This is a genomic window from Humitalea sp. 24SJ18S-53 (assembly GCF_050632385.1).
Lineage (GTDB): Bacteria > Pseudomonadota > Alphaproteobacteria > Acetobacterales > Acetobacteraceae > Humitalea.
This window is the reverse complement of the sequence record NZ_CP192599.1, coordinates 2,901,712-2,923,317: the sequence shown is the minus strand read 5'-3', so window position 1 is coordinate 2,923,317 and position 21,606 is coordinate 2,901,712. Positions and strand designations below refer to the sequence as shown.

21 protein-coding genes are annotated in these 21,606 nt (G+C 68.9%); 13 read left to right on the top strand and 8 right to left on the bottom strand.

What is annotated here, in order from left to right:
- Positions 1 to 20: 20 nt before the first annotated feature.
- Complete coding sequence (locus tag ACQW02_RS13980) at positions 21 to 1,871, bottom strand: ShlB/FhaC/HecB family hemolysin secretion/activation protein (RefSeq protein WP_431285854.1); 1,851 nt, start codon at positions 1,869 to 1,871, stop codon at positions 21 to 23.
- Between the two features lie 290 nt (positions 1,872 to 2,161).
- Between ACQW02_RS13980 and ACQW02_RS13975 the strand changes: the two genes are divergently transcribed.
- From ACQW02_RS13975 to ACQW02_RS13920, 12 genes are all read left to right on the top strand, one after another.
- On the top strand, positions 2,162 to 2,944 hold the full coding sequence (locus ACQW02_RS13975; RefSeq protein ID WP_431285853.1) for an ABC transporter ATP-binding protein: 783 nt from the start codon (positions 2,162 to 2,164) through the stop codon (positions 2,942 to 2,944).
- Entirely contained in the window at positions 2,937 to 3,641 is a 705-nt protein-coding gene (locus ACQW02_RS13970) for an ABC transporter ATP-binding protein (protein WP_431285852.1), read from the top strand. The genes ACQW02_RS13975 and ACQW02_RS13970 overlap by 8 nt, the downstream gene beginning before the upstream one ends.
- A 24-nt stretch (positions 3,642 to 3,665) precedes the next feature.
- Positions 3,666 to 4,913 (top strand): ABC transporter substrate-binding protein, encoded by a 1,248-nt coding sequence (locus ACQW02_RS13965; RefSeq protein ID WP_431285851.1) that lies wholly within the window; start codon positions 3,666 to 3,668, stop codon positions 4,911 to 4,913.
- A 71-nt stretch (positions 4,914 to 4,984) separates the two neighbouring features.
- Positions 4,985 to 5,851 (top strand): branched-chain amino acid ABC transporter permease, encoded by an 867-nt coding sequence (locus tag ACQW02_RS13960; RefSeq protein ID WP_431285850.1) that lies wholly within the window; start codon positions 4,985 to 4,987, stop codon positions 5,849 to 5,851.
- Between the two features lie 3 nt (positions 5,852 to 5,854).
- The gene (locus tag ACQW02_RS13955; RefSeq protein ID WP_431285849.1) at positions 5,855 to 6,841 is read left to right on the top strand and encodes a branched-chain amino acid ABC transporter permease; all 987 of its coding nucleotides are present in this window, start codon (positions 5,855 to 5,857) and stop codon (positions 6,839 to 6,841) included.
- A gap of 42 nt (positions 6,842 to 6,883) precedes the next feature.
- Positions 6,884 to 7,591 carry a DUF1028 domain-containing protein gene (locus ACQW02_RS13950; RefSeq protein ID WP_431285848.1) on the top strand — a complete coding sequence of 236 codons (708 nt, stop codon included), beginning with the start codon at positions 6,884 to 6,886 and terminating at the stop codon, positions 7,589 to 7,591.
- Positions 7,588 to 8,556: an ABC transporter ATP-binding protein gene (locus ACQW02_RS13945; RefSeq protein ID WP_431285847.1), complete on the top strand. Its 969-nt coding sequence runs from the start codon at positions 7,588 to 7,590 to the stop codon at positions 8,554 to 8,556. Before ACQW02_RS13950 ends, ACQW02_RS13945 begins: the two co-directional genes overlap by 4 nt.
- Positions 8,553 to 9,581, top strand: coding sequence for an ABC transporter ATP-binding protein (locus tag ACQW02_RS13940; RefSeq protein WP_431285846.1), 1,029 nt, complete (start codon positions 8,553 to 8,555; stop codon positions 9,579 to 9,581). The genes ACQW02_RS13945 and ACQW02_RS13940 overlap by 4 nt, the downstream gene beginning before the upstream one ends.
- Positions 9,578 to 11,077 (top strand): ABC transporter substrate-binding protein, encoded by a 1,500-nt coding sequence (locus ACQW02_RS13935; protein ID WP_431285845.1) that lies wholly within the window; start codon positions 9,578 to 9,580, stop codon positions 11,075 to 11,077. Before ACQW02_RS13940 ends, ACQW02_RS13935 begins: the two co-directional genes overlap by 4 nt.
- A 12-nt stretch (positions 11,078 to 11,089) precedes the next feature.
- A complete protein-coding gene (locus ACQW02_RS13930; protein WP_431285844.1) occupies positions 11,090 to 12,598 on the top strand; it encodes an ABC transporter substrate-binding protein in 1,509 nt (502 codons plus the stop codon).
- A complete protein-coding gene (locus tag ACQW02_RS13925) occupies positions 12,595 to 13,542 on the top strand; it encodes an ABC transporter permease (RefSeq protein WP_431285843.1) in 948 nt (315 codons plus the stop codon). The genes ACQW02_RS13930 and ACQW02_RS13925 overlap by 4 nt, the downstream gene beginning before the upstream one ends.
- Positions 13,539 to 14,414: an ABC transporter permease gene (locus ACQW02_RS13920; RefSeq protein ID WP_431285842.1), complete on the top strand. Its 876-nt coding sequence runs from the start codon at positions 13,539 to 13,541 to the stop codon at positions 14,412 to 14,414. The genes ACQW02_RS13925 and ACQW02_RS13920 overlap by 4 nt, the downstream gene beginning before the upstream one ends.
- 33 nt (positions 14,415 to 14,447) lie before the next feature.
- Here the strand turns inward: ACQW02_RS13920 and ACQW02_RS13915 are convergent, their stop codons facing one another.
- A complete protein-coding gene (locus ACQW02_RS13915; RefSeq protein WP_431285841.1) occupies positions 14,448 to 15,497 on the bottom strand; it encodes an alcohol dehydrogenase in 1,050 nt (349 codons plus the stop codon).
- Positions 15,498 to 15,548: 51 nt separating this feature from the next.
- Entirely contained in the window at positions 15,549 to 16,379 is an 831-nt protein-coding gene (locus tag ACQW02_RS13910; RefSeq protein WP_431285840.1) for a class I SAM-dependent methyltransferase, read from the bottom strand.
- Positions 16,380 to 16,559: 180 nt separating this feature from the next.
- Between ACQW02_RS13910 and ACQW02_RS13905 the strand changes: the two genes are divergently transcribed.
- Positions 16,560 to 17,909: a cytochrome P450 gene (locus ACQW02_RS13905; protein WP_431285839.1), complete on the top strand. Its 1,350-nt coding sequence runs from the start codon at positions 16,560 to 16,562 to the stop codon at positions 17,907 to 17,909.
- Here ACQW02_RS13905 and ACQW02_RS13900 read toward each other — a convergent pair whose 3' ends face one another.
- From ACQW02_RS13900 to ACQW02_RS13880, 5 genes are all read right to left on the bottom strand, one after another.
- Positions 17,910 to 18,971 (bottom strand): toxic anion resistance protein, encoded by a 1,062-nt coding sequence (locus ACQW02_RS13900; RefSeq protein ID WP_431285838.1) that lies wholly within the window; start codon positions 18,969 to 18,971, stop codon positions 17,910 to 17,912.
- The gene (locus tag ACQW02_RS13895; RefSeq protein ID WP_431285837.1) at positions 18,968 to 19,810 is read right to left on the bottom strand and encodes a hypothetical protein; all 843 of its coding nucleotides are present in this window, start codon (positions 19,808 to 19,810) and stop codon (positions 18,968 to 18,970) included. The genes ACQW02_RS13900 and ACQW02_RS13895 overlap by 4 nt, the downstream gene beginning before the upstream one ends.
- The gene (locus ACQW02_RS13890) at positions 19,810 to 19,971 is read right to left on the bottom strand and encodes a hypothetical protein (protein ID WP_431285836.1); all 162 of its coding nucleotides are present in this window, start codon (positions 19,969 to 19,971) and stop codon (positions 19,810 to 19,812) included. The genes ACQW02_RS13895 and ACQW02_RS13890 overlap by 1 nt, the downstream gene beginning before the upstream one ends.
- Positions 19,972 to 20,048: 77 nt before the next feature.
- Entirely contained in the window at positions 20,049 to 20,876 is an 828-nt protein-coding gene (locus ACQW02_RS13885) for a CHAP domain-containing protein (RefSeq protein WP_431285835.1), read from the bottom strand.
- 324 nt (positions 20,877 to 21,200) lie between these two features.
- Positions 21,201 to 21,551 carry a RidA family protein gene (locus ACQW02_RS13880; RefSeq protein WP_431285834.1) on the bottom strand — a complete coding sequence of 117 codons (351 nt, stop codon included), beginning with the start codon at positions 21,549 to 21,551 and terminating at the stop codon, positions 21,201 to 21,203.
- Positions 21,552 to 21,606 lie beyond the last annotated feature (55 nt).

Below are 21,606 nucleotides of genomic sequence, written 5' to 3'. Positions count from 1 at the left end.
AGGGGGTCCATCGCATCGGTTTAGAACCGAACGAGCAGTCGCATATAATACGCCTGGGCCGCGAGGGGAGGAGTATTTGACCCCGGCGCCCCATAATTGCGCGTTATTCGCTCCACCGCCTCCAGGTCCAACTGCACCGTATCGTTCAGGATGGTGCGAACACCACCACCATAAGAGGACACGCGCTGGTCAGGGTCGGCATTGTTGTTGAACGCGCGGCCGTAGTCCCGAAACAGGTAGAACTGTGTTGCGAGTGCAACCAGGCCCCAGGGAGTCTCGGGCTGCTCGAACCGGCGATCCAATTGCAACTCAAGCGAGTAGCCGGCCGCACTGTCACCCGTGACTTCACCGGCGTAGAAGCCGCGCCCCAGGCGATTGCCGCCGAAATAGAATTTTTCCGACGGCGGCAGGACATCCGGCGTGTATTGCGCCGACACCAGCCCCTGGAACGACACCACCGCCTGTTCGCCGATGGTGAACAGCGGCTGGTTGCGCAGCACCTCGCCATTCACCTTGGTGAAGGTGAAATTCGCCCCGGCGCGCGACATGGTCAGGCTGTCGTTGTTCGTCGATCCCAGCCCCGGTAGCCCCTGGCTGAACCGCACCGAGGCGACATTGCTGGCCAGCGGCAGGTACGGGATCCAACTGTCCAACTGCGAGCCATCCAGCCCGATCCGCGCCGCCCGGACGCTGTCGTAGGACGCGCGGCCCTCGCTTTCGCCGAAGCCGGTCGTCACCTCGCTTTCGAAGGCGTCGATATAGCCCACGACATTCAGGTTGCGCGGGCGTGACCGGATGATCGGATAGGCGACCGAGCCACCAAAGATCCGGGTGTCGCCGGCATAGCCGATCGCCGCCAGCGAACTGCCCGGCGTCGCGACGCCGGTGCCTGCGTAAAGCCGGATGCGGGTGCCGGAGGCGCCGACGAAGAATTCTTCCGTCGCCTGGGCGAACCACTGGGTGCTGCCCTCCGACTGGTAGAAGGACAGCTCGGTGCGTTCGCCGAGCGAGGTGAAGGAATTGGCCGAGACCGCGGCCAGCCCCTGGACCGGCCCGGTCAGGTCATAGGCGCGGTTGTCGGCGGTGGCGTAGCCGGTGAAGGCGCGGCGTTCGACCTGCGCCACCAGGCGCAGCGCCCCGGCCTCGCCAGGCACAGGTTGCAGCACGCCGCGCACGCTGACGCCCGGGACGTCGGAGGCGAGCAGCAGCGCGCGTTCCATCGCCGCCCCGGTCAGCGGCCGGCGGTTCACCAGCGGTTCGAGGAAGCGCAGCACCTGCGTGCCGGCGGCACCGATATCGCCCTCCAGCTTCACTTCGGCGATGTAGCCTTCGGTCACCGAAAACCGCAGCTCGGCGCCATTCGGTCCCGGGGCGAGGCTGGCGGTGACCGAGGCGAAGGGCTGCCCCGCGTCCCGCCACAGCCGCAGCATCCCCAGGCGGGCTTCCTCGATGCGGGACAGCGGGACCGTCTGGCCCTCGATCCCCTCGATCGTCAGCCGCAAGGGGCCGCTCGGCATCGCCGTGCCCTGCGGCAGGATGACGCGGCTGACGGTGATCTGTTGTGCGGCGCCTGGCCCGGTCTGGCCGACGATCTGCGGACCCGCGATGGAGGGCGACAATTGCGGCAGCGCCTGCGGCGCCAGGCGATTGATCGATTCCGTGGGCAATGGCGGCGCCGGGGTGTTGAAGCCCTGGGCGAAAACCGGCACCGCGACGGCCACGGCCAGCAGAGGGACGGCCCCGGCGAGGATGCGGGCGACGCGGATGGAGGATGAAACGGGCGGGTCGATGTCGCGACCCGGCGCGGCTGGCTTGGAGTCGCACAGAACCTTGTTCGTCCGCGTGCGGACCGAATGCAAAACCAGCCCCATGGTCATCCCCCGCCCGGAGCATTGCAAATCGATTCGCAACGCAGAGCCGCGTCCTGCTAACACCTTGTCAACCAACGGCCAAGTCGTGAGCAGAACGGTCACGGCCAAGCGCCTCTTGCATAGCAGCCCCGACACAGGCATCTAACGATGCAAGAGCAAGACGACGCTGAAACGCGCGGCTTTGGGGGAGTCCTGGCGTTGCGCGCCACCATCGTCGCCGCGTTCATCGTCGCCTTGTGTGCAAGGCCTGCGGCGGGTTCGCGCCGCGTGACGACGTGCGAGGTGGCAGGGTGACGGCACCGCAGGACACGGGAACCCTTCTGGAAACGGACGGGCTGACCAAGGAATTCCGTGGCTTCGTCGCCGTGTCCGACGTGCGGATCGCGATCCGCGAGGGCACCATCCACGGGCTGATCGGCCCGAATGGCGCCGGCAAGACCACCTGCTTCAACCTGCTGACCAAGTTCCTGCAACCGACGCGGGGCACCATACGCTTCGCCGGCCAGGACATCACGCGCCTGAAGCCCGCCGATGTCGCACGGCTGGGGCTGATCCGGTCCTTCCAGATCTCCGCCGTCTTCCCGAACCTGACGGTGCTGGAAAACGTTCGCCTCGCCTTGCAGCGCGAACGTGGCGCGTCGTTCGATTTCTGGCGCGCCGAGGGCACCTTGCGACGGTATGACGACCGCGCGATGGCATTGCTGGAGGATGTCGGCTTGACCGAATACGCGACGGCCACCGCCGGCAGCCTGCCCTACGGCCGCAAGCGCGCGCTGGAGATCGCGACGACCCTGGCGATGAACCCGCGCATGATGCTGCTGGACGAACCCACGGCCGGCATGACGAACGAGGATGTGGACCGCATCGTCGCCCTGGTGAAGCGCGTCGCCCAGGGGCGGACGGTGCTGATGGTGGAACACAACCTGAAGGTCGTCGAAGGCCTGTGCGACACCATCACCGTGCTGACCCGTGGCCGGGTTTTGGCCGAGGGCTCCTACGCCGAAGTGTCACGCAACCCGGAGGTCATCGCGGCCTACCTTGGCACCGAAGTGTCGAGTGCGGCCCATGGCTGATCCCCTGCTGACCATCGCCGACCTGCAGGCCTGGTATGGCGAGAGCCATGTGCTGCACGGCGTCGGCATCGAGGTGCGGGCAGGGGAGGTCGTCACCCTCCTGGGCCGCAACGGCGCCGGCAAGACGACGACCCTGCGGTCCATCATGGGCCTGGTCGGGCGCCGCACCGGCTCGATCCGCTATGAGGGGCAGGAGATGATGGGCCGGCGCTCCGACCTCATCGCCCGCGCCGGCATCGGCTATTGCCCGGAGGAGCGCGGCATTTTCGCCAGCCTGGATGTCACCGAGAACTTGATGCTGCCGCCGGTGGTCAAGTCCGGCGGCCTGGACCTGCCCACGATCTACGCGCTCTTCCCCAACCTCAAGGAACGGGCGAAGAGCCCCGGCACCAAGCTGTCGGGCGGCGAGCAGCAGATGCTGGCGATCGCCCGCATCCTGCGCACCGGCGCGCGGTTGCTGTTGCTGGACGAACCGACCGAGGGCCTGGCACCGGTCATCGTGCAGCAGATCGGCGCGATGATCCGCGAGATCAAATCCCGCGGCTTCACCGTGCTGCTGGTCGAACAGAATTTTCGCTTCGCGCAGACCGTCGCGGACCGGCACTATGTGATGGAGCATGGGCGCGTCGTGGACATGGTCCACAATGCGGACATGGCCGCCAGCCTGGACCGGCTGCATCAGTATCTCGGCGTCTGAACCAGAAAAGCAGGAGGGTATTTCATGCAAAACTTCGACCGTCGCGCCGTTCTCGCGGCCCTTGCCGCAGCACCTTCGATCGGGGCCGTCGCGACCACGCGCAGCGCCCGCGCGCAGGCCGCGAACACGATCAAGATCGGCGTGCTGAACGACCAGTCCGGGCTGTATCGCGACCTGTCGGGCCCGGGTTCCACCCAGGCGGTGCGGCTGGCCGTTCAGGAAAGCGGCCTGGCCGCGCGCGGCATCAACATCGAAGTGGTCCAGGCCGACCACCAGAACCGGCCCGACGTGGGTTCGACCGTGGCGCGCCAGTGGATCGACCGCGAAGGTGTCGACGTGATCGTGGACGTGCCGACCTCCTCGGTGGCGCTGGCGGTGAACACGCTGGTCCGTGAACGCAACAAGGTCTTCCTGAACTCGGGCGCCGCCTCCTCCGACCTGACCGGTTCGGCCTGTTCGCCGAATACCGTGCACTTCACCTACGACACCTGGATGCTGGCGCAGTCCACCGGTGGGGCGATGGTGCGCGCCGGCGGCCGGTCCTGGTATTTCATCACCGCCGACTACGCCTTCGGCCATGCGCTGGAGCGTGACACGGCGGCCTTCGTCCGCGCGCAGGGCGGCAATATCCTGGGCCAGGTCCGCACGCCCTTCCCGGGCACGACCGACTTCTCCTCCTTCCTGCAGCAGGCGCAGCGTAGCCGGGCGCAGGTCATCGGCCTGGCAAATGCGGGCGGCGACACCATCAACGCCATCAAGCAGGCGGCCGAATTCCGCATCACCCGCGGCGGGACCAAGCTGGCCGGGTTGCTGGTCTTCATCACCGACGTGCATTCGCTCGGCCTGGAAGTCGCGCAGGGCCTGGTGCTCAGCGAGACGTTCTATTGGGACCTGAACGACCGCACCCGGGCCTTCACGCAGCGCCTTGGGCCGATGCCGGGCGGCATCCGGCCGTCGATGGTGCAGGCGGGCTGCTACGGCGCGGTGCTGCAATACCTCAAGGCCGTGTCGGACATGGGGGTTGCCGCGGCCAAGGCATCGGGGGCCGCCGCCGTCGCGCGGATGAAGGCGACGCCGACCAATGACGAGGCCTTCGGCGAGGGGCAGATCCGCCCCGATGGCCGCGCCATCCACCCCTGCTACCTGTTCGAGGTGAAGACCCCGGCCGAAAGCCGTGGCGCCTGGGACTACTACAAGCTGCTCGCCACCACCCCGGCCGAGCAGGCGTTCCGCCCGATCGCCGAGGGCGGTTGCGTGATGCCCCCCGCCTGACGCACGCCATCCCGGTGGGCGGCGCCGCGCCACCCACCGGATTTCCTCCTTCCGCATGAGGTCCGGCCACCGTGATCGAAGACATCCTGTCGCAAATGGTGTTGGGCCTGGTGAACGGCGCCTTCTACGCGCTGCTGTCGCTTGGGCTTGCCGTGATCTTCGGCATGCTGAACGTCATCAACTTCACCCATGGCGCGCAGTTCATGATGGGCGCCTTCGTCGCCTGGATGCTGCTGAACTGGCTGGGCATCGGCTATTGGTGGGCGCTGCTGCTGTCGCCGCTGATCGTCGGCGCCTTTGGTGTCGTGATCGAACGGCTGATGATCAGCCGCCTCTACAAGCTCGACCATTTGTATGGACTGCTTCTGACCTTCGGCCTCGGGCTGATCATCGAGGGGCTGTTCCGCAATGAATTCGGCTCCTCGGGCCTGCCCTACCAGCCGCCGCCGGCGTTCCGCGGCTTCAGCCTGGACTTGGGCTTCATGATCCTGCCGGGCTACCGCGCCTGGGTGGTCGTCGCGTCGCTGGTCGTCTGCATCAGCACCTGGCTGATCATCGAGAAGACGCGCCTCGGCTCCTACCTCCGCGCGGCGACGGAGCGTGCCGACCTGGTGCAGGCCTTCGGCATCAACGTGCCGCGCATGATCACGCTGACCTATGGTGCGGGTGTGGCGCTCGCGGCCTTCGCCGGGGTGCTGGCGGCGCCGATCTATTCGGTGAACCCGAATATGGGGGCGAATTTCATCATCACCGTCTTCGCCGTCGTGGTGATCGGTGGGATGGGGTCGATCCTTGGCTCGGTGATCACCGGCTTCGGGCTCGGTATGCTCGAAGGCCTTGCCCGGGTGGTCTATCCGGAAGCCTCGGCCACCGTGGTCTTCGTCGTCATGGCGATCGTGTTGCTGACCCGGCCCGCCGGCCTGTTCGGGAGGGCCTGATCCATGGCCGATGGTAGCGGTGTCCCGCCTGTCCCGCAGCCCGCCGCCGAAGCGGGGATCCTGGGCTTTTCCGGCGCTCAGGTCGCGGCCTTCGCGGCGCTGGTCGCCTTCGTCGCGATCAGCCCCTTCTTCCTTTATCCCGTGTTCCTGATGAAGGTGCTGTGCTTCGCCTTGTTCGCCTGCGCCTTCAACCTGCTGATCGGCTATGTCGGGCTGCTGAGTTTCGGCCATGCGGCCTTCTTCGGCATGGGCGGCTATATCGCGGGGCATCTGGCCAAGGTGGCGGGGCTGACGCCGGAACTGGCCATCCTGTGCGGCGGGCTGGTCGCCGCGACCCTGGGCGGCGGCATCGGCTGGCTGGCGATCCGGCGCACCGGCATCTACTTCGCCATGATCACCCTGGCGCTGGCGCAGATGGTGTATTTCTTCTGCCTGCAGGCGCCCTTCACCGGCGGCGAGGATGGCATCCAGTCCATCCCGCGCGGGCGCTTGTTCGGGGTGATTCCCCTGGGCAACGACATGACCTTGTACTGGCTGGTCGCTTCGATCTTCCTGATCGGCTTCCTGCTGATCCACCGCATCGTGCATTCGCCCTTCGGCCAGGTGATGAAGGCGATCCGCGAGAACGAGCCGCGCGCGATCTCGCTCGGCTATCGCGCCGATGACTACAAGCTGATCGCCTTCGTGCTCTCAGCCGGCCTCGCCGGGGTCGCGGGGGCGACAAAATCCATCGTCTTCGGCATCGCGACCCTGACCGATGTGCATTGGAGCATGAGCGGCGAGGTCGTGCTGATGACCCTGGTCGGCGGCCTCGGCACCATCTTCGGGCCGGTCATCGGGGCGGCGGTGATCATCACCATGCAGAACTACCTGGCCGAGTTCGGCGCCTGGGTGACGGTGATCCAGGGGGTCATCTTCGTCGCCTGCGTCCTGGCCTTCCGCCGCGGCATCGTGGGTGAGATCGCGCATCGCCTGGGGGTGCGGCTGTAACCCCCCTTGCACCGCGGCCCAGGGTTTGCATCCCTGTGGCCCATGACCTGGTCCATCCTGGCGCGTGACGCCCAGACCGGCGCACTCGGCGCCGCCGTTACCACCCGTTTTTTCGCCGTGGGCGCGATCTGCCCGATGCTTCGCAGCGGCGTGGGCGCCGTGTGCAGCCAGGCGCTGGTCAATCCGCTGTGGCGCGGGGCCGCGCTGGATCGGCTGGCGGCGGGGCAGGGGCCGGACGACGCCATCGCCGCCCTGGTCGCCGCCGACGCCGGGGCCGGGATGCGCCAATTGCACGTGATGGCGGCAGACGGCCGGTCGGCGCGCCATACCGGGGATCGCTGCACCAGCTATGCCGGGCATCTCGCGGGGGCGGATGTCTCGGTCGCCGGTAATATGTTGGTGGGCCCGGATGTGCTGGCCGCGACCCTGGCGGCGTTCCAGGCAGCGAGCGGCCTGCCGCTCGCCGCGCGGATGCTGGCGGCGCTGGAGGCTGGTGAGGCCGCCGGCGGCGACAAGCGCGGCCGGCAATCCGCCGCCCTGGTCGTGATGGGCGCCGCCGATGAGACCGCCGAGATCGACCTGCGCGTCGACGACCACCCTGACCCCTTGGCCGAGCTGCGCCGCCTCTACGCCGTGGCGCAGCGCCGCTTCGTCCCCTTCCGCCGCCACATGGCAACCGCGGACGGGCCGGGCACGCTGGAGCGTCGCATCATCGAAGCCGATATCGCCGCCACCGAGGCCGCCGCATGACGGCGGCACTGTCCGTCACCGGCCTGACCGTCACGTTTTCCACCGATCGCGGCCGGGTGCGCGCGGTGGACGGCTTGTCCTTTTCGGTGGAGCCGGGCCGGACCCTGGCGATCGTCGGCGAAAGCGGTTGCGGCAAGTCGGTGTCCTCGCTCGCCATCATGGGGCTGCTGGCGGACAACGCTGCTGTTGGTGGGAAGCTGCTGCTGGCGGGCCAGGACCTGCTGGCGATGCCGCCCGAGGCGCGGCGCCGGCTGCGTGGCGCCGACATGGCGATGATCTTCCAGGAACCGATGACCAGCCTGAACCCCGCCTTCACCGCGGGCGACCAGATCGCCGAGACCTTGGCGCTGCATCGCGGCTTGTCGCGCCAGGCGGCGATGGCCGAGGCGATCCGCGCGCTGGACCAGGTCCGCATCCCCGATGCCGCGCGCCGGGCAAAACAGTATCCGCATCAATTGTCCGGCGGGATGCGCCAGCGCGTGATGATCGCGATGGCGCTGGCCTGCAAACCCAAGTTGCTGATCGCCGATGAACCCACGACGGCGCTGGACGTGACCGTCCAGGCGCAGATTCTGGAACTGCTGGACGCGCTGAAACGCGAGACGGGCACAGCCATCGTGCTGATCACCCATGACCTCGGCGTGGTCGCCGACCATGCGGAGGATGTCGTGGTCATGTACGCCGGCCGCGCGGTCGAAGCCGCAGCGGCGGAGACGCTCTTCATCCACCCCGACCACCCCTACACCATCGGGTTGCTGGGCGCGGCCCCGCGCCTGGATGGGCCGCGTGGTCGATTGGCCAATATCGAGGGCACTGTGCCGGACCCCATGCATCTGCCGCCCGGTTGCCGCTTTTCGCCGCGCTGTCCTTTTGCCGAACCCGCCTGCGACAGCGCCGATCCCCCGCTGCGATCGGTCGGCCCCGATCACGCGGCCGCCTGCCGCCGCGCGCCGCTCGCCGCATGAGTGCGTTGCTGGATGCCAGGGACCTGGTGAAGCACTTCCCGATGCGGGACGCGCTCGGTCGCAAGCGGGGCGCCGTGCATGCCGTCGATGGCGTGTCGCTGACCGTGGCGCCGGGTGAGACCCTGGCCATCGTCGGCGAAAGCGGCTGCGGCAAATCCACCTTGGGGCGGCTGCTGCTGGGGCTGATCCCACCCGACGAAGGCCAGGTCTTGTTCGGGGGCGAGAACCTGACCGCCCTGTCGCCCGCCGCCCTCCGCGCCCGCCGGCGCGACATGCAACTCATCTTCCAGGACCCGTTTGCCAGCCTGGACCCACGGCAGACGGTGCAGGACGCCGTCGCCGAACCGCTGCGCCTGCATGGCATCGTGCCGCGAGGCCAGGAAGCCACGCGCGTCGCGGCGCTGCTGTCCCGCGTCGGGCTGCGCCCCGAACACGCGCGCCGCTGGCCGCATGAATTCAGCGGCGGCCAGCGCCAGCGCATCGCCATCGCACGCGCGCTCGCATCAGGCCCGCGGCTGGTCGTGGGGGATGAACCGGTATCGGCGCTGGATGTCTCGGTGCAGGCGCAGGTCATCGAATTGCTGCGCGGCTTGATCGCCGAGATGGATCTGGCCTTCGTCCTGATCAGCCACGACCTTGGCGTGGTGCGCCAGGTCGCCGACCGGATCGCGGTCATGTACCTCGGCCGCATTGTGGAGGAAGGGCCCGCCGAACAGGTGCTGCACGCGCCCCGCCACCCCTATACCCGCGCCTTGCGGGCGGCGGTGCCGGGCAGCGGCGTGAAGCAGGCCCCCGTCGCCGGTGATGTGCCAAGCCCGATCAACCCACCCGCCGGCTGCCGCTTCCATACCCGTTGCCCGCATGCCGAAGCCATCTGCCGCACCATCGTGCCGCCGCTGGAAGCCGGCGTCGCCTGCCATCTGAAGGACCGCCTGCCGCCCTTTATCGCGCTGGCGGAACGCGCCCCGGATGCGCGTCTCGCGCACCTGCAATCCTTTTTCCGTCCCGGGGGCGTCGCTGCATGATGCGTTGGTTGCTGGTCGCCGTCCTGCTGTTCGGCTCACTGCCGGCCAGCGCGCAGTCGCTGCGCATCGCCCTGCGTGAAGACCCCGATATCATGGACCCGACGCTGGCCCGCAGCTTCGTCGGGCGGATCGTCTTCGCGTCGCTCTGCGACAAGCTCTTCGACCTGAACGAGCGTCTGGAGATCGTGCCGCAACTGGCCACGGGCTTCACCTGGGACGATCCGAAAACCCTGACCATCACCCTGCGCCCCGGCGTCAAATTCCATGATGGCGACGCGATGGATGCGGCCTCCGTCGTCTATTCGCTGAACCGGCACCTGACCATGCAGGGCAGTTTCCGGCGCGGCGAAATCGGCACGATGGAGCGCATCGAGGCGACCGGCCCGCTGACCATTCGTATCCATTTGAAAGAACCCTCAGCCGCCTTCCTGTCGCAACTGACCGATCGCGCCGGCATGATCGTCAGCCCCCGTGCCGCCGAGGCCGCCGGGCGCGATTTTGGCCAGCGCCCGGTCTGCGCCGGTCCGTTCCGCTTCGTCGAACGCATCGCCCAATCGCGCATCGTGGTGGACCGCTTTGCCGATTACTGGGACGCGTCACGCATCCACCTGAACCGCATCACCTACCTGCCGATCCCGGACAACAATGCGCGTCTGGCGAATGTGCAGTCGGGCGCCGTCGAATTCGCCGAACGCATGGAGCCGGACGACATCGCCGCCGTGGCCCGCAACCCCCGCCTGCGCGTCATGCAGGTCGAGGAACTGGGCTACCAGAACATCACCATCAACCTGAACAACGGCCCGCGTTCGAACACGTCGCTCGGCCGCGATGCGCGGGTGCGGCAGGCGTTCGAACTGGCCTTGGATCGCGCCACCATCAACCAGGTGGTCTACCAGGGCGCCTACACGCCGACCGAACAGTCGGTGCCACCCGCCAACCCCTTCCACGTCGCCAGCCTCGCCCCCGGCGGGCGCGACATCCCGCGCGCCCAGGCGCTGCTGCGCGAAGCGGGTGTCACCCTGCCGCTGCGGGTCGACATGATCGTGCCCAACAACCCCGACCTGCGGCAGGTCGCGGAAGTCATCCAGGCCATGGTGCGTGACGCCGGCTTCGACCTGCGGATCACCGCGATGGAATACGCCTCCTCGCTCCAGGTCACGGTGCGCGGGGAGTTCGAGATGTATCTGGCCGGCTGGTCCGGGCGCAGCGATCCGGATGGGAACATCTGGTCCTTCCTGCACAGCCAGGGACCGCAGAACGATGGGCGCTACAACAACCCCGAAGCGGACCGCCTGGCCAATGCCGCGCGGGCCGAACTGGACCCGGCCAAGCGCCTCGCGCTCTATGAACAATTCTGGCAGGTCGCCATCGTGCAGGATCGCGCGCGTATTTACCTTTGGCACCGCAAGAACATCTTTATCCACGCCACACGCGTGACCGGCTACCGGCCCGTGCCCGACGGCATGATCCGGGTGCAGGATCTGCGGCTCAATTAAGGGAAGAAACCCATGCTTCGTCGTCTCGTTCTGGCAGCCGTCCTGGCTTTGCCGATTGTCCCTGCGCTGGCGCAACAGAACACGACCTTGCGGATCGGCCTGCGGGAGGATCCCGACATCCTCGACCCGACTCTCGCCCGCACCTTCGTCGGCCGCATCGTCTTCGCCAGCCTGTGCGACAAGCTGTTCGACATCAACGAACGCCTGGAGATCGTGCCGCAGCTCGCCACCGGCTTCCGTTGGGAATCCCCCACCAGCCTGCTGGTGACGATCCGTGAGGGCGTGCGCTTCCATGATGGCGAGCCGATGGACGCGGAATCCGTCCGTTATTCGCTGATGCGCCACCTGACCATGCAGGGCAGTTTCCGCCGCGGCGAGATCAACAGCATGGAACGCGCCGAGGTGGTCGATGCGACCACCGTGCGCATCGTGCTGAAGGAAGCCTTCGCCCCCTTCGTCTCCCAACTGACCGACCGTGCCGGGATGATCGTCAGCCCCAAGGCCGCTGAAGCCGCCGGGCGCAATTTCGGCAACCGGCCCATTTGTGCCGGCCCCTATCGCTTCGTCGAACGCGTGGCCCAGGACCGCATCGTGGTGGAACGCTTCCCCGAATACTGGAACGCCGCCGCCATCCACATCCCGCGCATCACCTACCAGCCGATCCCGGACAGCACGGTGCGCCTGGCGAACCTGCGTTCCGGCGTGCTGGAGATGGTGGAGGCAGCCCCCTCCGACGTCGCCGATATCCGCCGCAACCCGCGCCTGCGCGTGTCGATGTCCGATGAACTCGGCTACCAGGGCATCACCATCAACATCGGCAATGGCCCCCGCGCACAGACGCCGATGGGCCAGAACCCGCGCGTGCGCGAAGCCTTCGAACGCGCCATCGACCGCGTCGCCGTTAACCAGGTGGTCTATGAGGGCATGTTCAGCCCAACCGCCCAGGCGGTGCCGCCGGCCAGCCCCTTCTTCGTGCGGGATTTCCAGCCGGAGGGCAGGGACGTTGCCCGGTCCCGCGCGCTGCTCGCCGAAGCCGGCATCACCACGCCACTGGTGGTCGAGATGACCGTCCCAAACAACCCCGAACTCCGCCAGGTCGGCGAGGTCATCCAGGCCATGGTGCGTGAGGCCGGCTTCGACCTGCGGCTGAACGCGATGGAATTCGCATCCAGCCTGCAGGCCGGGGCGCGCGGTGAGTTCGAGACCTATCTGCTCGCCTGGTCCGGCCGCACCGACCCCGACGGCAATACCTGGACCTTCACCCATTCCCAGGGGCCGCAGAACGACGGCAAATACAGCAACCCCGAAGTGGACCGCCTGCTGAACGCGGCGCGTATCGAGACCGATCCGGTGAAGCGGCTCGACCTCTATCGCCAGATGAACCTGATCGCGCTGCGGCAGGACCGGAGCCGCATCTACCTGTGGAACCGTAAGAACATCTTCGCCCATACGGTGCGTCTGACCGGCTTCGTCAGCATCTCCGACGGGTTGATCCGGCCGCAGGGCATGCGCCTGCAATGATCGGCTGGCTGCTGCGGCGCCTGGGGCAGATCATCCCCACGCTTTTCCTGCTGTCGATCATGATTTTCGGGCTGCAGCAGCTTATGCCGGGCGACCCGGCGTTGATCCTGGCTGGTGAGGAACGGGGCGACCCGGTCGTGCTGGCGCAGATCCGCGCCGAACTGCTGTTGGACCAACCGATCTGGGCGCAATACCTCGCCTGGATCGGGCGGGTGTTGCAGGGCGATTTCGGCTTTTCCTGGCGCATCCGGCTGCCGGTCAGCCAGTTGATCCTGGAAAAGCTGCCGGTGACCCTGCAACTCGGCACCATGGCCTTCATCATCGCCGTGGTCATCGGCGTGCCGATGGGCATCCTGTCGGCGATCAAGCGCGATACCGCCGCCGATTGGGCGGCGAATGGCATCGCGCTGGCGGGCATCTCCACGCCAAATTTCTGGCTGGGGATCATGTTCATCCTGCTGTTCAGCGTCGAACTCGGCTGGCTGCCGCCTTCCGGCTACGTGCCCCTGACCGAGGATTTCTGGCTGTCCATCTCGACCACCATCATGCCCGCCTTCGTCTTGGGATCGGGCATCGCCGGCGTGCTGATGCGCCACACGCGGGCGGCGATGCTGACCGCGATGTCGCAGGATTACGTCCGCACCGCGCGGGCCAAGGGCCTGTCGGAGAAGGTCGTGGTGCTGAAACACGCCTTCCGCAACGCGCTGATCCCGGTCGTCACGCTCGGCGCCATCGAATTCGGCCGGCTGCTGTCCGGCGCCGTGCTGACCGAACAGATTTTTACGATCCCCGGCTTCGGCAAACTCGTTGTCGATGCCGTGTTCAACCGGGATTATCCCGTGGTGCAGGGCGTGGTGCTGGCGACAGCGCTGATCTTCGTCGGCCTTAGCCTCATCGCCGACCTGCTCTACATGGCGGTGAACCCCAGGCTGCGTCAGGCATGAGCGCCACGACCGCCATTGTCGCCATGGGCGACAGCCCGGCCCGGCGCGCGCTGCGGCGTTTCCTGCAGCACCGCCTGGCGGTCTTCGGGCTGGTCGTGGTGGTGCTGTTCGTCGCCGCCGCCATCGCCGCCCCCTGGATCGCGCCCTACGACCCCATCGCCACGTCATGGACGCGTATTCGCAAGCCGCCCTCGGCCGATTTCTGGTTCGGCACGGATGAAAACGGGCGCGACGTGCTGTCCCGCGTCATCTGGGGCGCGCGCGCCTCGCTGATGGCCGGCGTCGTGTCGGTGGCCGTCGCCATGCTGATCGGCGTGCCCATCGGGCTGCTGGCGGGGCTGGCCGGCAAGTTCACCGATGCGGTGATCTCGCGCTTCGCCGATGCGATGCTCTCGGTGCCCTTCCTGATCCTGGCGATCGCGCTGGCGGCCTTCCTGGGGCCGGCGCTGGAAAACGCGATGCTGGCCATCGCTATCTCAGCCGCCCCTGTCTTCGTGCGCCTGTCGCGCGGCATGGCGCTGGAGGCGAAATCCGCCGACTGGTTCGAAGCGGCCCGCAGCCTCGGCAACCCGCCCTGGCGGACCGCCTTCGTGCATGTGCTGCCCAACATCGTGCCGCCGCTGCTGGTGCAAGGCACGCTGGCGATCGCGGAGGCCATCATCGCCGAAGCCTCGCTGTCCTTCCTCGGCCTCGGCCAGCAACCGCCGTCGCCCTCCTGGGGGTCGATGCTGAACAGCGCACAGCGTTTTCTGACCCAGGCGCCCTGGATGGCGATCTATCCGGGGTTGGCGATCTTCGTCGTCGTGCTGGCCTTCAACCTGCTGGGCGACGGCTTGCGGGACGCGCTGGACCCGCGCAGCCAGAAGCGCTGACCAGGCCCCCGCGCGGGGGCCTGGCCGGGGCCGTCAGTTGACCAGCACGATCCGCCCGGTCACCTGGCCCGCCTTCAGCCGGTTCAGCGCGCTATTAGCCTGGTCCATCGGTTCCTCGGCGACGGGGATGGCGGGCAGGGTGCCCCCCTGTGCGAGCTTGACCAGCGCGCGCAGTTCCTTGGGGTTGCCGACGTAGGACCCCTGCAAGGTCAGCGCCCGGATCGGCATCAAGGGCAGCGGCACATCCAGCCCGCCGCCGAACAGCCCGACCATGACCAGCTTGCCGCCCTTCTTCAGCGCGTCGAAGGCCGCGCGCGCCGTCGCCGTGCCGTTCACCAGGTCGACGATCGCCATCACCGGCCCGCCGCAGGTGTCGATGATCTTCTGGGCCGTGTCGGGGCCGGCCAGGACGGTGTCGGTCGCACCTTCCTTCGTCGCCGCGTCCAGCTTGTCCTGCGCGACATCGACCGAACAGATCCGGCGATGGCCCAGCGCCTTCAGCACGGCGATGGCCTGCAACCCCAGCCCGCCGGCGCCGATCAGCACCACCGGTTCATCCGGCGACAGCGGCATCAGCTTGTTGATCGCCGAATACACCGTGACGCCGGAACAGGCGTAGGTGCAGGCAAGCCCCGGGTCCAGGCCCTCGATATCCACCAGGTGGCGCGGTTCCGGCACCAGCACATGCGATGCATAGCCACCGTGCTGGAACACCCCGATCGAGCGGCCCTTCAGGCAGAGGTTGTCATCCTCCGCCAGGCACCGGTCGCAGGTGCCGCAGCCGACCCAGGGGAAGACCAGCTTGCGCTGCCCCTTGACCAGGCCCGTCGCCTCCGGCCCCCAGGCCAGCACGCGGCCGACGATCTCGTGCCCCATCGCCAGCGGCAAGGTCATGCCGCGATCCACCAGGTTCATCGCCCCCCGGCTGCCGAGGTCATAGGCCCCCTCCCAGATATGCAGGTCGGAATGGCAGACGCCGGCATGCGTGACTTCCAGCAGGACCTGCTTGCCGGTCGGCTCGGGTGTCGGCAATTCGATGTGCTGGAGCGGTTTACCCGTCTCGACCACGGCCCAGGCGCGCATGTGTTCTCTCCCAATTGGATGGCCGGATGGGACGCGGTGCATCGGCCGCGGTCAAGATGCGGGCATGCGTTGCAGCACCGCCGCAACGTCACGCCGCTGCCCCGCGTGGTAGCGGCGGTGCCGGGCGGAGCCGGGCAGGGCGGCCCATTCCGCCGCCTCGGCGCGCAGCCAGAAGGGCAGGGTGGCGATCATCGCCCGGTGGTGCGGCGCATCGGCCGTGATCGCGGACATCGCCTGGGCGGTGATGTCGGTCAGCCGCAGCAGGCGCAGCCCCGCCGCCCCCGCCGCGCCGGTGATCTGGGCGCGGATATCATCCATGCAGCAGCCGGTGCCGGCCGACAGCGTCAGGATGCCGCCCGGGGCCAGGACGCGGGCGGCCTCGGCCATGAAGGGCCCGGCGCCGACGTTGGTCATGGTGCCGACGCTGACCACCAGGTCGAAGCCGCCGTCACGCAGCGGCAGCGCCTCGCCCCGCGCCTGGATCAGCCTGGCCGCGCGCAGCCGGCGGCGCGCCGCGGCGATGGCCGCGGCCGAGGCATCGACCCCGGTCAGCCCCGCGCGCGGAAAGGCGGCCCCGGCATATTCCAGCCCGCCCCCGGCGCCGCAGCCGATGTCCAGGATCGTCCGCGGATCCTGCACCCGCCGCCCCGGATGCGTGCGCAGCACGAATTCATACAGGTTGGCCTGCGATGGCGCCCCGGCCAACCCGGGCACGCCAAGCAGCCCGGGCAACAACGGCCGGTAGCCGCCATTGAAGAAGCCGCTGTCGGCGACGGCCGGCAGGCGATAGGCGGCCTCGTACACCGCGCGATTCAGGGTCGCGGCGCCGCCGGCGGGCAGCACCGCCCGCAACAGGTTCAGGGATTGGCCGAAGGCCGACAAGCGTCAGCCGCGGCCGGGATCGCGCCGGACCCGGGCGCGCGGGTCCGTGCTGTCCGGCTGGCGGCGCTGCAAGGCCATGGTATGGATTCTCCCCTTGTGTATTGCGTCGTGGCGCGACGTTTCGTTCTTTGCAAGCGGATTGCGCGGAACGTTTCCAAAGGGCAAGAGACGACATCCGCCATGGCCACCCCTCCCTTTCTCACGCCCTATCCGCCGCGGGCCAAGGCACGCCTGCCGGTCCGCACCCTGATCCGTGAGGGCCGGAAGTCCTTCCTGAACGTCTTCCCCGACGCCGCCTTCCGATCAAAATTCTTCCGCCAGCGCGTGCTGCTGCGCGATGTCTTCGTGGTGAACGCGCCCGAGCATGTGCAGGAAGCCTTCATCGCCAAGGCCAGTGTCATCGAGCGAAAAAGCCCGCAGCAGCGGCATGCGCTGATCCCGCTGCTGGGCGATGGGCTGTTCGTCTCCGACGGCACGACCTGGCGCGAACGCCGCCGCGCCGTGGCGCCGGTCACCCATGCCTCGCGCCTGTCCGAACTGACCCCGCCGATCACCGAAGCCGCCGCCGAATGCGCGGAATCCTGGGCGCGCCTGCCGGAGGGCGCCCCCCTCGACGCGCTGGAGGCGATGGCGGGCCTGACCGCCGAAATCATCTGCCGCACCATTTTTGGCCGCAGCCTGGGCACCGGGGCCGCGCATGTCGTGGTGGAGGCCTTCTCCACCTACCAGGCCGCGATCGGCCAGATGGACATCCTGTCGCTGCTGCGCCTGCCCGACTGGTTCCCCCGCCCCCAGGGTGCCCGCGTGCGCCAGGCCGCCGCCCGAATCCATGGCGTGGTGGACGGGCTGGTGGCGGCGGCGCGCGACAGCGGCGAGGCATCGCTGATCCGCGGCATGCACGACGCCGGCATGGACGCCCAGGCGCTGCGCAACGAAGCCGTGGTGCTGTTCATGGCGGGGCACGAGACGACGGCCAATACCCTCGCCTGGGCCTGGTTCCTGCTGTCCCAGGCGCCGGAGGAGGAAGCGGCGGTCCAGCGCGAGGCCGATGCCGTGCTCGGCGGCCGCGCCGCGACCTTCGCCGACCTGGCGAAGCTGCCCCATGCGCGGGCGGTGATCGAGGAGACCCTGCGCCTCTACCCCCCCGTGCCGGTGCTGGCGCGGGAAGCGACGCGGGACACCGAAATCGCCGGGCGCCAGGTCCGGCGCGGGTCGCTGGTGCTGGCGGTGCCCTGGCTGTTGCATCGCCACGCGCTGCTATGGGACCGGCCGGACCACTTCATCCCCGCCCGCTTCCTGCCCGGCGCGCCGCCGCCGCCCCGGCATGGCTATATCCCCTTCAGCGTCGGCCCGCGGGTCTGCACCGGCATGGCCTTCGGCCTGACCGAGGCGGTGCTGTGCCTGGCGACCCTGGCGGGACGGTTCTCGCTGTCGCTGGAACCCGGCGCGCATGTGATGCCGGTCTGCCGGCTGACCCTGCGGCCGGGCGATGGCCTGCCGATGCGGCTGCATCACCGCAAGGCGGGCTGATCAGGCTTTCGGCGCGGGGGGCGTGGCGCGCGCCGCCAGCAGCGCCCGCCTGATCTCCTCCTCGGCCTTGGCCAGTTCGGCCTGGGCCGCGATGCGCTGGCTGCGGCCCTGTTCGGCGATGCGGAGCGAATCCTCCAGCGTCCCGACAAGGGCCGCATTGGCCTGCTTGACCTTGTCCATATCAAAAACCCCGCGTTCCAACTCGGTGCGCGCCGCGACATTGCCCTGGCGCAGCGTCTCGGCATTCGCGACCAACAGCGCGTTGGTCAGGTCCGACGCCTGGCGCACCGCTTCCCCGGCCTGGCGCATCCGCTGGATCGCCAGCGCCTGGGCCAGTTGGGTGCGCCACAGCGGCACGGTATTGGCCAGCACCGACTGGATTCGGGCGGCCAGCGCCTTGTCGTTCTCCTGGATCAGCCGGATCGAGGGCAGCGCCTGCATCGCCACCTGCCGGGTCAGCCGCAAATCATGGATGCGACGGTCCAACTCATCCCGCGCCGCGCGCAGATCGCGCAGTTTTTGCGGCGCCACGCCGTCGGAGGTCAGGGCCGCGGCGGCCTCGGCGGCCGGGATCGCCTCGGCATCGGTGCGGGTCAACACCTGCTCGCCGGCAGCGATGTGGTCGGCCAGGCCGTGGAACCAGTCCAGGGTGGCGGCATAGAGCCGTTCCAGCCGCTCCACATCCTCCAGCAGTTTCGTGCGGTGCTGGTCCAGCCGGTCGCCGACCGCCTCGATCTGGCCTTTGACGCCCTCATACTTCTGCAGCGTCTGGACCGCTTCGGACCCCGACTTGGTGAAGACACGGGCGAAAAACCCCGGCTTCTCGCCGAGTTTCGTCACGTCGAAGCCGCGCAGCGCCGCCAGCATCTCCGACAAGGCCGCGCCGGCGGCGCCGGTGGATTCGTTGCGCGCCCCTTCCAGCATCGCATCGGCGGCGGCCTGGGCGCGGCCCTGCGCCTCCGCGCCAAAGCGCAGGATCGAACCGGGGTCGGCGATGTCCAACCGCGAGGCGAGCCGCGTCACCTCGGCAGCCCGATCGGGGTTGGGCGTCAGGTCGCTCATGCGTAGCCTTCCTCGCGAAGCCGTGTGGAGAGCACACGGACCTGGATATCGAGTTCCTCATCCGCGGCCCGGCGCAGGTCTTCCCGCAGCCGGTCGGCCGCGGCACGCATGTCGTCCAGCAACACCGGCAGCCCGGGCGGCGGGGTGGCACCGGCCGCCAGCCCCCCGACCACGCGCTCCAGCCCCTCCAGCTGCACGGCCAGGAAGCGCCGGGCGGCGGGCAGGCGGTCGGGGCGTTCCAGCAGGGCGCCGACGACCGCATGCATCGCCTCGCTGGCCAGCAGCAGGCGGCTGTCGCGCAAGGTGCGGGCGGCGGCGTCGATCCGGACGAGCCGGGCCTCGGCATCGCGCAGGGCCGTGGGGATCGCGTCCTCGGCGCGCTGTGCCGCGGCGGTGGCCCGGGCCGCGGCCGTGGCGGCGGCATCCGCCTGGGCCTGGATCTCGGCCTCGGCTTCCGATTCGGCGGCGTCCACGCCATTCAGCAGCAAGCGCGTGCCGCCCCAGGCGAGGAAGCCCATCACCACCGCGCCCGTGACGCCGAGTTTCGCTGCCAGCAATGCGGCCAGCCCCGCCGAAACCCCCATCAGCACGGCTGCGCGCATCGCCGAACGACGCCGGCCGCGCGCCAGCGCGCGCCCCGCGACCCAGGCGATGGCCGCGGCCGCGGCCAGCCCGCCCAGCGCGCGGCCCTGGCCCGACACAAGCGCGAACAGGGCGGCGGGCAGCAGCGGCAGGGTCAGCAGCGGCAGCAGCATCGCCCGCTTGCGCCCGGCCTGGCGCCCGGCGCGGGACAAGGCGGCACCGAAGCCGGCGGGAACCTGGATCGTCGGCCGGCGCATCAGCGGAACATGCCGATGATGACCTGCACGAAGGCGATGATGCCGGTGGTGCCGAAGGCGGCGATCAGCAGCAGCGCCCCGGCGCCGATCGCCACGGGGGAGGCCGGCGGGGGCAGGGGGGCCAGGGGGCTGTGGTCTGTGCTTCGGTCGGGGAAGGTCATGATCCCCAACACATCGTCCCGCGCCGCTTTGCGATCAAGCGGCGGGGCAACGAAGCGACGGCGTTTGCCGCCACCCCTTAGCGGCGTGAGGAGGGGGTCAGGCTTTCGATCGACGCCGCTTCATGCGCCACGGCATGCGGGCTGCGGCCGGCACCGGCGTCGGCCACTTCCTCGAACCGGCCGGCGGCCGAGGCATCGGCGCGCATCATGCGGCCATTGTCGGGGCGGTTGTGGATGAAGCCGTAGGTCGGATAGGTGCGGCCATAGTTCACCGCCTGGTGCCCGACCTGCACCCGCACCGCGGACCAGTCGTTGTTGTCGGAGGCATCGACCACGGACACGCCGCGCATCACGGTGCCGCGACGGATGCCGGGGCCGCCCCAGTTGCTGTGGTGGATCAGGATCTCACGGCTGCTGACCACGCGCTCGACGACCGACACATGGCCCAGGCGCATGCCGCCGGTGGCGCGGAAGACCAGGACCGCGCCGGGTTCGGGGCGCGCGCCGCGCAGATAGCTGCCGGCCGCATTGTGCCACCACATCGCGGCATTGCCGGACACATCCATGCCGGTGACCATGCGGGCATAGGGCACGCAGGACAGGCCACCGCCATAGCCGCCGCCGCGCTGCGCGGCCGAGGTGATCGCGACGCGGCGCAGGTTCGTCCCGCGGGCGCCGGTGGCCTTGGCCGCGGCCGTCGGGCGGGCGCTGGCGGTGTTGCGGGTCGCGGTGGCGCGCATCGGCGTCGCACGGGCCGGAAGGGCTGCATTGCCGCCGGTACGGGCGGCGGAGGGGCGGGCGGTGGTGGTCTGGGCGCGGTCTGCGAGGGCTTCGCCCGCCATGATCGGTAGGACCAGCGCCCCACATACCACGGCGACGAACATGCCGATCCGGTCAGCCATCATGCGCGAGAAATCCCCAACTGATCTGCCCCGATCCGACGCAGGACCGCGCCGAACCAACCCCCACGCACCGGGTTGCTCCCGATTGCGTGATCCTTGGCTACCAACCGGCACCGTCAGGCGGCAACCGCTTAGCCGGTAACCGTGCGAAATCTGGCGTGATTAGTCGGTATGGGGGGGCGATCACGGGATTGAGAGGGAAAATATCCCTTTGTCACGGAAGAAAGATGATTCGTGACACAGTGTTGCGGCAAATTTGCAACACGCATTGCGTGGACCGCAAAGCAGATATGAATCGGCCGGGGGAGCCCGGCCGATCCGTTACATTCAGCGGCAGGCGGTGACCATGATTTCGACCAGGTGGCGCGGGTCGGCCATGTTGGCCTCGACGCAGGCGCGGGTGGGCGCGCCGCCTTCCGGCAGCCAGGCGGTCCAGATCTTGTTCATCGCGTCGCGGTCGCGGATGTCCTTGAGCCAGATCTGGGCCTGCAGCAGGCGGGTCTTGTCGGTGCCATGGCCTTCCAGGGCGGCGTCGATCTTGGCGAGCACCTGGGCGGTCTGGCCCTGCACGTCCTGCGACAGGTCGTCGGCGGTCATGCCGGCCAGGTAGACAAAGCCATGGTATTCGACGGCGGACGAAAGGATCGCGCTGCTGCCGTGGCGGGTGATCTTGCTCATGCGGGGGGTGCTCCGTCGGGCTGACCCGGGCCGATGCGGCCCTGGCTCGGCGGCG

Coding starts and splice junctions, on each gene's coding strand:
- ACQW02_RS13980 (WP_431285854.1), bottom strand. CDS start 1,871: ATGGGGCTGGTTTTGCATTCGGTCCGCACGCGGACGAACAAGGTTCTG.
- ACQW02_RS13970 (WP_431285852.1), top strand. CDS start 2,937: ATGGCTGATCCCCTGCTGACCATCGCCGACCTGCAGGCCTGGTATGGC.
- ACQW02_RS13965 (WP_431285851.1), top strand. CDS start 3,666: ATGCAAAACTTCGACCGTCGCGCCGTTCTCGCGGCCCTTGCCGCAGCA.
- ACQW02_RS13955 (WP_431285849.1), top strand. CDS start 5,855: ATGGCCGATGGTAGCGGTGTCCCGCCTGTCCCGCAGCCCGCCGCCGAA.
- ACQW02_RS13950 (WP_431285848.1), top strand. CDS start 6,884: ATGACCTGGTCCATCCTGGCGCGTGACGCCCAGACCGGCGCACTCGGC.
- ACQW02_RS13945 (WP_431285847.1), top strand. CDS start 7,588: ATGACGGCGGCACTGTCCGTCACCGGCCTGACCGTCACGTTTTCCACC.
- ACQW02_RS13940 (WP_431285846.1), top strand. CDS start 8,553: ATGAGTGCGTTGCTGGATGCCAGGGACCTGGTGAAGCACTTCCCGATG.
- ACQW02_RS13935 (WP_431285845.1), top strand. CDS start 9,578: ATGATGCGTTGGTTGCTGGTCGCCGTCCTGCTGTTCGGCTCACTGCCG.
- ACQW02_RS13930 (WP_431285844.1), top strand. CDS start 11,090: ATGCTTCGTCGTCTCGTTCTGGCAGCCGTCCTGGCTTTGCCGATTGTC.
- ACQW02_RS13925 (WP_431285843.1), top strand. CDS start 12,595: ATGATCGGCTGGCTGCTGCGGCGCCTGGGGCAGATCATCCCCACGCTT.
- ACQW02_RS13920 (WP_431285842.1), top strand. CDS start 13,539: ATGAGCGCCACGACCGCCATTGTCGCCATGGGCGACAGCCCGGCCCGG.
- ACQW02_RS13915 (WP_431285841.1), bottom strand. CDS start 15,497: ATGCGCGCCTGGGCCGTGGTCGAGACGGGTAAACCGCTCCAGCACATC.
- ACQW02_RS13905 (WP_431285839.1), top strand. CDS start 16,560: ATGGCCACCCCTCCCTTTCTCACGCCCTATCCGCCGCGGGCCAAGGCA.
- ACQW02_RS13900 (WP_431285838.1), bottom strand. CDS start 18,971: ATGAGCGACCTGACGCCCAACCCCGATCGGGCTGCCGAGGTGACGCGG.
- ACQW02_RS13895 (WP_431285837.1), bottom strand. CDS start 19,810: ATGCGCCGGCCGACGATCCAGGTTCCCGCCGGCTTCGGTGCCGCCTTG.
- ACQW02_RS13890 (WP_431285836.1), bottom strand. CDS start 19,971: ATGACCTTCCCCGACCGAAGCACAGACCACAGCCCCCTGGCCCCCCTG.
- ACQW02_RS13885 (WP_431285835.1), bottom strand. CDS start 20,876: ATGATGGCTGACCGGATCGGCATGTTCGTCGCCGTGGTATGTGGGGCG.
- ACQW02_RS13880 (WP_431285834.1), bottom strand. CDS start 21,551: ATGAGCAAGATCACCCGCCACGGCAGCAGCGCGATCCTTTCGTCCGCC.